This is a genomic window from Microvirga calopogonii, from assembly GCF_003347665.1.
Taxonomy (GTDB): domain Bacteria; phylum Pseudomonadota; class Alphaproteobacteria; order Rhizobiales; family Beijerinckiaceae; genus Microvirga; species Microvirga calopogonii.
Window position 1 is genome coordinate 203,829 of the sequence record NZ_QDGA01000004.1, and the last position, 11,971, is coordinate 215,799.

An 11,971-nucleotide genomic window follows, 5' to 3' on the forward strand; every position below is an offset into this window, starting at 1 on the left:
GAATGCCGGCAGCCATAGGACAGGAACTGGTGGCGCTTCTGCCGCGCCTGAGGCGCTTTGCGCTCGTGCTTTGTCACTCGCAATCTCTTGCGGACGATCTCGTCCAAGGAGCTTGCGAACGTGCGCTCGCCAATGCGGAAAGCTGGACCCCAGGGACCAAGTTCGACGCATGGATGTTCCGGATTCTCCGCAATCACTGGATTGATCACCTGAGACGGATGAGAACCGAAGGCATGCCGGAAGATTTATCGCAGCAAACGCAGCTCATCGGAGATCAGGGCGAAGGGCCTGTTCTGAGCAGGCTGGTTCTGTCCGAGGTGCAGCGTGCCATCGATAACCTGCCTCAAGAGCAGCGCGAGGTCCTGCTCCTCGTGTGCGCCGAGGAACTCAGTTACCGGGAGGCCGCTGATGTTCTCGGGGTGCCCATCGGGACTGTCATGAGCCGTCTTGCGCGGGCGCGCAAGCGGTTGATGGAATTGACAGCGGCTGCCTAGGCGCTGAGGACATGCAAAAGGGGAGCCAATAGAATGTCTCAGCTACATCTCAGCGACGAGATCCTTATGGCGTTCGCCGATGGCGAACTCGATGAGCCCACCGCGGCCGCGATTGCCAGGGCGATGGCCGAGGATCCTGCCGTGGCAAAGCGGGTCATGGATTTCCAGCAGAGTCGCCGCCTGACTCGATCTGCCTTCTCGGCCGCTTCGATGCCCGATGTGCCGCCACAATTGCGGGCGGCCGTATCGGCTCAGATCGAAGCTTATGAAACGTCCAGCACGGCAAACATAAGCTCTGAGGTCGCACGGTCGGAAGTCGGTTGGTTCAAGCGAAAGCCATTGTATGCGCAAATGGCCCTGGCAGCATCGGTTGCAGCCGTTGCGTTCGCCCTGGGGTACTTCGCCGGTTCCCAGGACACGGCGAGGACAGGCGGGCTCGTGGCGCAACTCGGAAGCCCGGGTGTCCACCGCGCATTGAGCGGGAATGCGTCGGGGCAAGACGTAGAACTGCCATTCGGCCATCTACGGGTGATCTCGACCTATCGCCTCGCAGAGGGGGGCTTGTGCCGTGAGTTCCGGCTGAAGTCCCCCGGCGAGGAAGCGGAAGCCGTTGCTTGCCGCAACAATCAATGGAATGCAACCTTCGCTGTGGCAAGCACCAGTAAGGCTCCTGAGTATTCGCCAAGCGGAGGTGATGACCTGATGACGACTTACTTGCAGAGCATCAATGCAGGCGCGCCCCTAGTCGGTGAAGCGGAAGCCCGTGCTCTCGCCGAGGCGAATCGCTGAGCACAAGATCAGGTCCGTGCCTCTGAAAGTTTTTCCCGAATAGGTGGAATAAACCCGCGCGCCGCTCCGTTCTATGCTCAAGTCCGCCCTTTTAGAGAGTGTGAGGATGAGAGCCGCGTATCATCTGGCGCTAGCTGTTTTCTCCGTTGGAGCCGTCACGGCTCCCACGGCGGCGCCGAACGCGACGGATCCGGTAGCGGCATCGCTATTCGAAGCGGATTTCATCCCAGGTGTCGTTCGTAATGTTGCTGCGGAAGTGTCCGCAAGGCTGGCTGTCAATCAGGATAGTTCCGCGGGAGTCCAAGTGGAAAAGCAAATATCCGTTGGAGAAAGCCTTTCCGATTCAGTCGAGCTTCATCCGATTCCGAAGCATGAAACTTATCGTTATGGCGTAGTCGATGGTCACCGGATTATCGTCGACGCGACATCGCGTAAGGTTGTCTACGTCATACAGTGAGATCGAAGGGCCTGCAGAACCAATATAGATAACTGTCAGCTCAACGAAAGGATGGCCGAGCCATGCCATCGGATAACGTGAACGGAACAGAATTCGTATCCGATAGCGGAGACCCGTCTTTTGCTATCGTGTTCCCAGTCTGCAGAAATCATGTCCTTCGCCTAGGTCTGGAGAGTATCCTCTCAGATACGGGCTTTGCAGTGTGGCACGAGATTGTCGATGGCTTTTCTCGCCTGCCTGCGGTTCACCACGATCTTCCTGCGCTTTTCATCATTGATGCAGACAGCTTCACCAGCGGGGCCATCGACCTTGTGAGGCGGTTGAAAGCTCATGCCCCCACGGCAAGGATCGTCCTGCTGGCGGACGCCTTCGACCCGCACACCGTGCCTACGGTTTGGGATGCAGGAGTTCATGGATTCTGTCTCTCGTCCTATGGACGAGATGTGTTCATCAAATCGATCGAGTTGGTAATGCTGGGAGAAGCCGTCCTTCCTGCAGCCATCGTCCTGCCGCGTGGCGGGATGAATGCTCACGATACCCGTCATGAACCTGCGAACGGCCCTCATCATAAGAAGGTCGATGGTCCGGCACTATCAAGCCGGGAGGCCGAGATCTTGGCCTTCCTGAGGGATGGCGCGCCCAATAAGGTCATTGCCCGCAAACTGAGCCTGTCCGAGGCAACGGTGAAGGTTCACGTCAAAACCATCTTGAAGAAGGTCGGCGTCTGCAATCGCACGCAGGCAGCCCTATGGGCCACCAGACATACCGCGACAGACGGAAGGTCATTGTAGCCTGGCAGGATCGTGCTCTTCAGATTCTGCTCTGCCGACTCCTTGCCTTCAGCCTCTCACATAGCCGGGATACTTTGCCCTGATCTCCTCCACATGCGCCAGAGTTCCGGAAAGGTGATGCCGGAGGTGCTCTTGAGCCTCGTCCGCTTTTCCTTCCGCAATCGCCCGCACAACCAGCCTGTGGTGCTGAACGATGTCCTGTGCCTTGCCGGGAGTGGGAAGATGAAGGCGACGCAGGCGATCGATATGCCCGCTGCGGCTACGCACGAGGATCCACAGGTCGCTCATGCGGGCGGCTTCGTAAAGATGCTGGTGGAATGCCTGGTCGGCTGCGGAAAAGGCCTCGAAGTCTTCTGCTTCCATCAGCGCCTGCTGCTGCGCGAGAAAACCCTGAAGTCTGGCGATCAGGCGAGGATCCGGACTAAGAGCCAGGCTTCGGACGATTTCAAGCTCCAGAGAGCGCCGCAAAAAATGCGCCTGATGGGCCAGCGTGAGATCGATCGGGCTTACGACGGTTGCGTGTTGCGGAAAAATATCGACCAGGCCATCCTCCTGAAGCCTCAGGAGCGCGTCGCGGATAGGGGTCGAGCTGAGACCGAACTCCTGCTGCAGGGTAAGCCGGTTCAGGACGGTTCCCGGGGCGAGCACGAGCGATATGATCATCTCTCTGAGGCGCTCGAAGACCTGAGGCGCTGCCTGGCGTCCGCGGTCAAGGCGATCGGAAATCCCGCCTGAAATCGGGTGAGTGAGAGCTGTGCGAGAGTGCGTCATCCGCGTGAACCTGAACTTTCGTCTGGCCTCTCTATAGCACACTTGTACCGAATGCACTAATGCATTAGTGTATGAGCTGTCGGCTTAGCGGCCGAATAAGGCCATCAAGGCTCCCGCCAAGAGGAGCGTACCTTGAGGAAATGCCATGAAGAGACAGATAAGGCGCTTAAGCGCCGGTATAGCGGCTGCTTTAGGCGTGGTTGCGCTTGCGAGCGCCGCCTCGGCGCAGCAGAAGAATGAGGTTTCCATCACGCGCCAGCCCGGCATTATCTACTTGCCGACGCATGTCATCGAGAAGCAGCAGCTCATCGAGAAGCATGCCGCCCGGCTCGGTCTGCCTGAGCTGAAGACCAAGTGGATCACCTTCAGCGGCGGCGGCGCGCAGACGGATGCGTTGTTGTCCGGCGGTGTCGACATGGTGAATACGGGTGTCGGCAATCTGCTTCTGCTCTGGGACCGGACAAAGGGCGGAGTAAAGGGCATCGTGGCGTCTTCCGCCCTGCCGCTGGCCTTCGTCACGCATGATCCGAAGATCAAATCACTGAAGGATTTCGGTCCCGGCGATAAGATAGCCGTGCCGACTGTGAAGGTTTCGACCCAGGCGATCCTTCTCCAGATGGCGAGCGCCAAGGAGTTCGGCGCGGATCAGTGGTCGAAGCTCGATGCAAACACCGTTCAGCTCGGTCATCCCGATGCCGTCGTGGCCATGACCAATCCTCAGCACGAAGTGAAGAGCCACTTCGCTGCGCCGCCTTTCCAGTACATCGAGATGAAGACCGTGCCGAACGCACGCATCATCCTGCAGTCGCCGGACATCATCGGTGGGCCGCTCACGCAGGGCCAGTTCTTCACGACGACGAAGTTCGCCGAAGCCAATCCCAAGGTCATCGAGGCCGTTCGCGCGGCATCCAAAGAGGCTCAGGATTTCATTCGCAGCGATACGAAGGCGGCAGTCGAGATCTATAAGGAAATCACAGGCGATAAGACCAGTTCCGAAGATCTGCTCGCATGGCTCAAGGAGCCAGGCATGATGGAATGGAACCTCGAGCCGCAGGGTACGATGAAGTTTGCCGATCATCTCTATAAGATCGGAACGCTCAAGACACAGCCGAAATCCTGGAAGGATTTCTACCTGCCGATCGCGCACGATCTCAACGGCAGCTGATGAACTGCGCCCGTGCGCCCCGCAAGGGGAGGGGCGCACTATCGTGTCTGTATCTTAGGTCAATCATTCATGTCCGCTCTTCTCGATGTCAGTGGCGTGACACTGCGCTACAAAACGCCCAGCGTCCTCGTGACGGCGACCGACAGGGTCAGCTTTCAGGTCAATCAATCCGATCGTTTCGTCCTGCTCGGACCGTCCGGATGCGGCAAGTCCACATTGCTCAAGGCCGTCGGCGGCTATCTGAGCCCGAGCGAAGGCAAGATCCGCATCAAGGGGCGCGAGGTTACCGAGCCTGGTGCCGATCGCATGATGGTCTTCCAGGAATTCGACCAACTGCTTCCCTGGAAGACTGTCCTTGGAAATGTAATGTTCCCCTTGCTCGCGGCCCGTAAGCTGTCGCACAAGGAGGCCGAGGAACGGGCACGTGCCTATATCGAGAAGGTCAATCTCACGAGAGCCATCGACTCTTATCCGCATACCCTGTCCGGTGGCATGAAGCAGCGCGTTGCTATCGCCCGCGGCATGGCGATGGAGCCCGACATTCTGCTCATGGATGAGCCCTTCGCCGCACTCGATGCGCTCACCCGGAGAACCTGTCAGGATGAGCTTCTGCAGCTTTGGGAAGACACGAAATTCACCGTGATGTTCGTGACCCATTCCATCGCGGAGGCCATCAAGATCGGCAACCGCATTCTGCTCCTTTCTCCCCATCCAGGCCGTGTGAAGGCCGAAGTGAACGACGTAGACCGCGTTTCGCCCACGGACGGGAGCGCCGGGCAGCTCGAGAAGCATATCCACGAGCTTTTGTTCGCCGACGAAGCAGAACATTAGGAGCACGCTCATGAGCAATGCACAGATCGTGATGCGCGCCGACACGGGTGCGGCGCAGGCGCATACGGGTGCGGTCGAGCGCAAGCTCAGCACTCTCGAACTCGCCTGGGGGAATGGCTTCGTCCGCAAGACGGCCATCATCATCTTCCTCGGTATCGTCTGGGAGGTCTACGGTCGCTACCTCGACAATCCGCTCCTTTTCCCGACCCTGGGTGACACCCTGTCCGCCATGGCTGACAGGATCATGGATGGAACAATCCCGCTCCGGGCATGGACCTCGCTCAAGGTTCTGCTGATGGGTTATGCGGCGGGCGTTACCATCGCGGCGATTCTGACGATTCTCGCCATCAACACCCGCATCGGCACGGATTTCCTCGAGACGATGACGGCAATGTTCAATCCGCTGCCAGCCATCGCGCTGCTGCCCCTGGCTCTTATCTGGTTTGGCCTCGGCAACGGCAGCCTGGTCTTCGTGCTGATCCACTCGGTGCTCTGGGCCGTGGCACTCAACACCCATTCCGGATTTCTCGGTGTGTCGCAGACGCTGCGCATGGTCGGACGGAACTATGGTCTGAAGGGGCTCTCCTATGTTTTCAAGATCCTGGTCCCTGCCGCCTTCCCATCGATCCTGACGGGCCTGAAGATCGGCTGGGCCTTTGCCTGGCGCACGCTGATCGCGGCGGAACTCGTGTTCGGCGTATCGTCGGGGCAGGGAGGACTGGGCTGGTTCATCTTCGAGAACCGCAACCTGCTCGACATCCCATCCGTCTTCGCAGGGCTTCTGACCGTCATCATCATCGGTCTCGTCGTCGAGAATCTGATCTTCAGGACGATCGAGCGCAAGACCATCCGGAAGTGGGGCCTCCAGAGCTGAGTCTGCGCTCGGCCCTTCCCATTTTCTTCCAATTCAATGAGCGTTCGCACCATGACAGCTAGAAAGACGCCTGAATCGCTCAGGAGCGCGCGCTGGTTCGCGCCCGATGACCTGCGGGGGTTCGGTCACCGCTCCCGCATGATGCAGATGGGCTATGCCCCGGAGGACTGGGTCGGCCGGCCTGTCATCGCCATCCTCAATACCTGGTCCGACATCAATCCGTGCCATGCCCATTTCAAGCTGCGTGTCGACGATGTGAAGCGCGGTGTCCTCCAGGCGGGAGGCTTTCCGGTAGAATTGCCGGGAATTTCCCTTGCTGAGCAATACGTCAAGCCGACGACCATGCTCTACCGCAACATGCTGGCTATGGACGTCGAAGAACTGCTGCGGTCCCATCCGGTCGATGGGGTCGTGCTGATGGGAGGTTGTGACAAGACCACGCCTGCGCTTCTCCTGGGCGCCACGAGTGCGGGGCTGCCGGCCATTTATCTGCCTGCTGGGCCTATGCTGCGCGGCAACTGGAAGGGCAAGATCCTGGGATCCGGGTCGGATGCATGGAAGTATTGGGATGAGCGCCGCGCCGGGACCATCACGGACGCGGACTGGCTCAATATGGAAGCGGGTATCGCCCGCAGCCATGGCACTTGCATGACCATGGGCACGGCCTCCACGATGACGGCGATTGCAGAGGCGATTGGAATGACCCTGCCGGGGGCATCCTCGATCCCGGCTCCCGATGCCAACCATGTGCGCATGAGTGCCGAATGCGGACGGCGCATCGTCGAAATGGTATGGGAGGATCTGACGCCGGACCGGATCCAGACCCGGGAGGCCTTCCTGAATGGCATCGCCGTTGCCATGGCAATGGGTTGTTCGACCAATGCCATCATTCACCTGATCGCTCAGGCGCGCCGCGCGGGACAGGAGATCGGCCTCGGCGACTTCGAGGCGGCAAGCCGCAAAGTGCCGGTGATTGCCAATGTGCGTCCGAGCGGTGACAAGTATCTGATGGAGGATTTCTATTATGCTGGCGGCTTGCCGGCTTTGATGACCCGCATCAAGGATCATCTTCACCTCGATGCTCTGACCGTGACCGGTCAATCCCTGGGCGAGAATATTGCCGGGGCGGAGGTGTTCAATGATGACGTCATACGCAGCGTCGACAATCCGATTTATGCCGAGGGAGCGCTGGCGGTTCTCAAAGGAAACCTTGCCCCGGACGGCTGCGTGATAAAACCGAGCGCATGTGATCCACGCTATCTGAAGCATACCGGACCGGCTCTCGTCTTCGACGACTACCCGTCCATGAAGGCCGCCATCGACGACGAGAACCTGGAAGTCACCGCCGATCACATCCTGATTCTGCGCAATGCGGGCCCGCAAGGTGGGCCCGGCATGCCCGAATGGGGCATGCTGCCGATCCCGAAGAAGCTCGTGAAGCAGGGTGTGCGCGACATGCTGCGCCTGTCCGATGCCCGCATGAGCGGTACGAGCTATGGTGCCTGCATTCTTCATGTCTCACCGGAGGCCTATGTCGGAGGGCCCCTTGCTCTGGTGAAGAACGGCGACATGATCTCGGTGGATGTGGCGGCACGAACCATAGACCTCAATGTATCGGGCGACGAGATGGAGCGACGCCGCGTGGAGTGGGTGAAACCAGAGGCTCGCTTCGAGCGCGGCTATGGCTGGATGTTTACGCGGCACATCAAGCAGGCTCACGAAGGCTGCGACTTCGATTTCTTGGAAACCAGCTTCGGTGCGCCCGCCGGAGAACCCGCCATCTACTGACATATGGAGAGGATCATGACCACGTTGAAGCCGGAGACCCGCGAGAAGCTGAAGACTGTCAGTACAGCAACGCTGTGTACTGCCCTTTACAAGCGTGGCCTGCGCAACCAGTTCATTCAGGATGTCCGCCCGCTCAACCCCGACCTCGGAAACATGGTGGGTGAGGCCTTCACGCTTCGTTATATTCCCGCTCGCGAGGATCTGAACCCGATCAGCGTGTTTCAGGATCGCTCTCACCCCCAGCGCAAGGCCGTGGAGGAGTGCCCCCCTGGCGCGGTCATGGTGATCGACAGCCGCAAGGATGCCCGCGCAGCCTCGGCCGGTGGGATCCTGGTATCACGCCTGATGAAGCGGGGTGTCGCTGGTGTTGTTACCGATGGCGGCTTCCGGGACTCGCCTGAAATCGCGCGGCTCGGCATTCCGGCCTATCACAACCGCCCCTCCGCTCCGACCAATCTCACCCATCACCAGGCGCTCGACATCAATGTTCCGATCGGTTGTGGTGACGTGCCAGTGTGGCCCGGCGATGTGGTCGTCGGCGATGGCGAGGGCGTCGTCGTCATTCCGGCTTATCTGGCGGACGAGATTGCCGGCGAGGCCGTGGAGATGACCGCATTCGAGGATTTCGTGCAGGAAGAGGTCATGAAGGGCCGCTCCATCCTGGGGCTCTATCCACCGACGGATGAGCGAACCCACGCGGATTTTGCGGCTTGGCGCAAGGAGAAGGGCCGCTAAAGCATCGACGTTAAGGTGGGCCCCACTTTGGGATCGATTCCGATGATCGTCCCTTAGCTGGCGCATCGACTCGTGCAGAAAACGGGATCCGGTTTCGCGTGTAAAGATCCTAAAGACAAGGCCTTAGAGCATTGGACCTGAGTTCGAGTTCACGTCCGATGCACTAAGAGGCCAGCATGCTTTGCGGAAGGTGGTTGGAAGCCAGGAGGGCTGCCTCCACCCGATTGCGAACGCGCAACTTCTGCAGAATGTTGGTCAGGTGGTGCTTGATCGTCTTCTCGCTCAGCTCGAGCTTGTTGCCGATCTCCTTATTGCTTCGTCCCTGAACCAGGATCGAGAGGATCTGCTGCTCGCGGGGAGTCAGAGGGGGAAGAGGACCCGAGCCTTTAGCTTCGTTGGTGCCGCTCGGTCCCGATCTCATCAGAAGTCTTGCAGCAAGGCCGGGCGAGATGAAATTTTGCCCCTGATGCAGCGCCCGTACTGTCTGTATCAGCTCTTTGCTGCAAGCGCCTTTCAGCAGATAGCCACGCACGCCACGCTTCAAGGCGCTATAGACATGCTCTTCGTCTGCCTCGTCGGAAAGGATGACGATGCGAATGGTAGGGTTGTGCTGGAGGATCGATTCTACGGCCCCCATGCTGGGATCCAACACGCCGGCATCAAGGACAATCATGTCAGGAGCGTTTTCTTGGGCGACGTCGATTGCATCCCAGACCGATGTGCCTTGGACTATAACCTTGATGTCCGGTTGAGAATTCAGGGCAAGGCTCACGCCATCCCGGAAGAGCGGATGCCTGTCGATGACACAGACGCGAATATTTTCTGTCATTGGAGCCCCCCAGATCCAATATGATGCGCTGCCAACAACTCAAGCAGCCGATTTTCATGTGCCCGATGACGATCTCATTGAGCCTCATCCCACCCTAAGAATATTCACTCAAGGTTGCATGCAGCAATATCTATGAAGTGACAGGATGCGACCTTGCAGATCCCTTACGTGTTATCCCCGAAGAGGTATGAATTGCCTCTTTAGAAGCGGATGCAGATCTGGAACGTGTCAGGACCTGATCCAGGGGACCGACGCCATTGACGCTACCGCTTTCCGGATATTCGTTCTGAAGCCAGAATAGCCGCTTCCACGCGATTGCGAACTTGAAGTTTATCCATGACTGACGTCACGTATCCTTTAACGGTCTTCTCAGTCAGTCCGAGTTCATCGCCGATCAATCTATTGCTGAACCCTTGAAAGATAAGCATCAAGATTTGCTCTTCACGGTCTGAAAGCTCGGGAAATCGCCGCACTGGATCCGGAGAGATGCTGTCGCCAACTCCTCTCGACATGATGAGTTGCGCGGCAAAACTCGGCGAGACGTAGTTTTGGCCCCGGTAAATCGATCTGACGGCATTCACGAGTTCTGAACTTCCCGTGCCTTTAAGGAGGTACCCCTTGGCTCCTTTCCTCAAGGCGCTTCGAACTTCATCCTCATCATCGACGACGGTGAGCATCAGGGTCTTGGTCGTTGGACAACTTTGCGCGATCTTCGACACGGCATTGATGCCTCCTCCCGGCATGTTCATATCCAGAAGAAGAACGTCCGGACTATGCTCCTGGGCGATTTGAAGTGCATCCTGAGCACTTTGCCCTTGTCCAATAACCTCGATGTCGCTCTCCGACTCCAGAGCGAACACGACCCCGTCTCTATAAAGTGGGTGATCGTCGATGACCCCAACCCGGATTCTAGGCTGCATCCGCATTCCCTACATTCACCAAGGGTAGAGATGCTTTGATGCGCGTTCCATCGCCAGGAATGCTCTTGATGCTCAATGCTCCTCCGATACTTTCAATTCTATCCTTGAGGCCGGCCAACCCCAGGCGCGGCTCGCTCCTGGTGATGTTTCCATCGGACATGCCTGGCCCCTTGTCCGCGACTTCGACGGTCACTGTCGCTCCATCCCAACAGACCTCGACTTGTTGCTCCTGGCCATCGGCATGTTTGAAGGCATTGTTGAGACCTTCCTGAACATAGCGGCATAGAGCGATCTTAACGAATTGCGGTGCGCTGTCTGGTAGATCCGCTATTCGATAAGCGATCGTCGTTCCCGTTCGGCGTTCATGCTGGCGTATCATGAACATCAATGCATCTCTGAGCGTCAGAGTTTGAATTTCCGGAAGAAGCATGCCTTTGCAGATATTGCGCGTATCGGTGAGCGCATCAGCAAGAGCCTTCTGAATCTTCTGCAGGTTTTCACGGTCGCCTTCTATCCCCTGCACACGATCGAGGCGCAGGAGCGCCAGACTGATAAGCTGCGCGACCCCGTCATGAAGATCGTATCCCATTTGCCGCATCAGGCGCTCGTTGTCTTCCGTGGCATTCTGAGCTGCGCGCTCGATCCGCGCTTGGAGGACCCGGTTCTGACGAAGCAACTCCGAGAGCTGGGAGACACGCTCCTTCAGCGTCGCACGCTGTCGGTCAATGGTTTTGCTCCCATTGGCCACAATGACGAACAGGCATCCCATCATGTTCAGGGTGATCAAGGCCGTTGCGAGCCAGGTTTTCCATTCCGATGCGATGAGCTCGGAGTTCAACCTCTCTGCACGCTCATGAAACTCGACGACGGCGATGATGCCGCCTGTCTCAAAGTTCCGAATGGGAGCGAAGACCTTGAGAAGAGGAAGTCCGGTGAATTGTTCGGCAATCTCCTCGTCTCCGGGAACATCGTCGAACTCTGCGGCAATCGTTCCGGCCCAAGCCTTTCGCGAAGCGGGAGGAGGGGTGAATTTTTTGCCGATGAGATCAGGTTCACTGCTGTGAACAATCAATCCGTCGTGGTTCCAAACTCTGACCGAGGTGATGCTTGCCTGGAAATCGGGCCTTTCCATCGCCTGGTTCAGGCCTTGGATGCTGCCGGGCGAGAGAACGCTGCCGGAAAGATCCTGAAGATGTGGTGCGATGAAGGTGTTGATATAGAGTGCTGTGGATGCGGCCTTGACCTCGGCGACACTCTTCTCGATCTGCCATGAGACAAGAGTGCCCATGGCAAACATTCCAGTCAGCATGACTGCGAATGCGACCAGGAGAAATTGTCGGGCAAGGCTCCTCCTCTTCCGACGTCTTGCCCCTGACGGTTTGCCAGACCTTCTATTCCTGAAAACATACACCGCGACGATCCCCTGGGCCCCGGACCGTTGCCTTCTTCATATAGGGTCAGGATCTAGAGATCTTCTAATCTAGAGCCGAGCCTCCTCGTGGGTAAATACTATCCCGAAGAGGTAGA

13 protein-coding genes are annotated in these 11,971 nt (G+C 58.2%); 9 read left to right on the top strand and 4 right to left on the bottom strand.

The annotated features are described in order from the left end of the window. The first annotated feature begins 2 nt into the window (after positions 1-2). From DDF70_RS06670 to DDF70_RS06685, 4 genes are all read left to right on the top strand, one after another. Positions 3-494 (top strand): RNA polymerase sigma factor, encoded by a 492-nt coding sequence (locus tag DDF70_RS06670; RefSeq protein WP_114944081.1) that lies wholly within the window; start codon positions 3-5, stop codon positions 492-494. Positions 495-560: 66 nt separating this feature from the next. Continuing rightward, the gene (locus DDF70_RS06675; protein WP_162820239.1) at positions 561-1,283 is read left to right on the top strand and encodes an anti-sigma factor; all 723 of its coding nucleotides are present in this window, start codon (positions 561-563) and stop codon (positions 1,281-1,283) included. Between the two features lie 106 nt (positions 1,284-1,389). Beyond that, positions 1,390-1,740, top strand: a complete 351-nt coding sequence (locus tag DDF70_RS06680) for a DUF1236 domain-containing protein (RefSeq protein WP_162820240.1) — start codon at positions 1,390-1,392, stop codon at positions 1,738-1,740. A gap of 62 nt (positions 1,741-1,802) precedes the next feature. Then, a complete protein-coding gene (locus tag DDF70_RS06685; RefSeq protein ID WP_114944084.1) occupies positions 1,803-2,531 on the top strand; it encodes a LuxR C-terminal-related transcriptional regulator in 729 nt (242 codons plus the stop codon). A gap of 48 nt (positions 2,532-2,579) precedes the next feature. Here DDF70_RS06685 and DDF70_RS06690 read toward each other — a convergent pair whose 3' ends face one another. Continuing rightward, a complete protein-coding gene (locus tag DDF70_RS06690) occupies positions 2,580-3,302 on the bottom strand; it encodes a GntR family transcriptional regulator (protein WP_114944085.1) in 723 nt (240 codons plus the stop codon). Between the two features lie 145 nt (positions 3,303-3,447). Between DDF70_RS06690 and DDF70_RS06695 the strand changes: the two genes are divergently transcribed. From DDF70_RS06695 to DDF70_RS06715, 5 genes are all read left to right on the top strand, one after another. Then, positions 3,448-4,467 carry an ABC transporter substrate-binding protein gene (locus DDF70_RS06695; RefSeq protein WP_114944086.1) on the top strand — a complete coding sequence of 340 codons (1,020 nt, stop codon included), beginning with the start codon at positions 3,448-3,450 and terminating at the stop codon, positions 4,465-4,467. A 69-nt stretch (positions 4,468-4,536) separates the two neighbouring features. Next, positions 4,537-5,298, top strand: a complete 762-nt coding sequence (locus DDF70_RS06700; protein ID WP_114944087.1) for an ABC transporter ATP-binding protein — start codon at positions 4,537-4,539, stop codon at positions 5,296-5,298. A 31-nt stretch (positions 5,299-5,329) separates the two neighbouring features. Further along, positions 5,330-6,172 carry an ABC transporter permease gene (locus DDF70_RS06705; RefSeq protein ID WP_425374058.1) on the top strand — a complete coding sequence of 281 codons (843 nt, stop codon included), beginning with the start codon at positions 5,330-5,332 and terminating at the stop codon, positions 6,170-6,172. A 51-nt stretch (positions 6,173-6,223) separates the two neighbouring features. Then, positions 6,224-7,960 carry an L-arabinonate dehydratase gene (gene araD / locus DDF70_RS06710; RefSeq protein ID WP_114944089.1) on the top strand — a complete coding sequence of 579 codons (1,737 nt, stop codon included), beginning with the start codon at positions 6,224-6,226 and terminating at the stop codon, positions 7,958-7,960. 15 nt (positions 7,961-7,975) lie between these two features. Next, positions 7,976-8,695 carry a ribonuclease activity regulator RraA gene (locus DDF70_RS06715; protein ID WP_205772403.1) on the top strand — a complete coding sequence of 240 codons (720 nt, stop codon included), beginning with the start codon at positions 7,976-7,978 and terminating at the stop codon, positions 8,693-8,695. A gap of 163 nt (positions 8,696-8,858) precedes the next feature. On the opposite strand, the gene DDF70_RS06720 is transcribed toward DDF70_RS06715, so the two are convergent. The 3 genes from DDF70_RS06720 to DDF70_RS06730 form a co-directional block, all read right to left on the bottom strand. Next, complete coding sequence (locus tag DDF70_RS06720; protein WP_114944090.1) at positions 8,859-9,524, bottom strand: LuxR C-terminal-related transcriptional regulator; 666 nt, start codon at positions 9,522-9,524, stop codon at positions 8,859-8,861. 263 nt (positions 9,525-9,787) lie between these two features. Beyond that, positions 9,788-10,450 carry a response regulator gene (locus DDF70_RS06725; RefSeq protein WP_114944091.1) on the bottom strand — a complete coding sequence of 221 codons (663 nt, stop codon included), beginning with the start codon at positions 10,448-10,450 and terminating at the stop codon, positions 9,788-9,790. Further along, positions 10,434-11,732 carry a sensor histidine kinase gene (locus DDF70_RS06730; protein WP_162820242.1) on the bottom strand — a complete coding sequence of 433 codons (1,299 nt, stop codon included), beginning with the start codon at positions 11,730-11,732 and terminating at the stop codon, positions 10,434-10,436. The genes DDF70_RS06725 and DDF70_RS06730 overlap by 17 nt, the downstream gene beginning before the upstream one ends. Positions 11,733-11,971 lie beyond the last annotated feature (239 nt).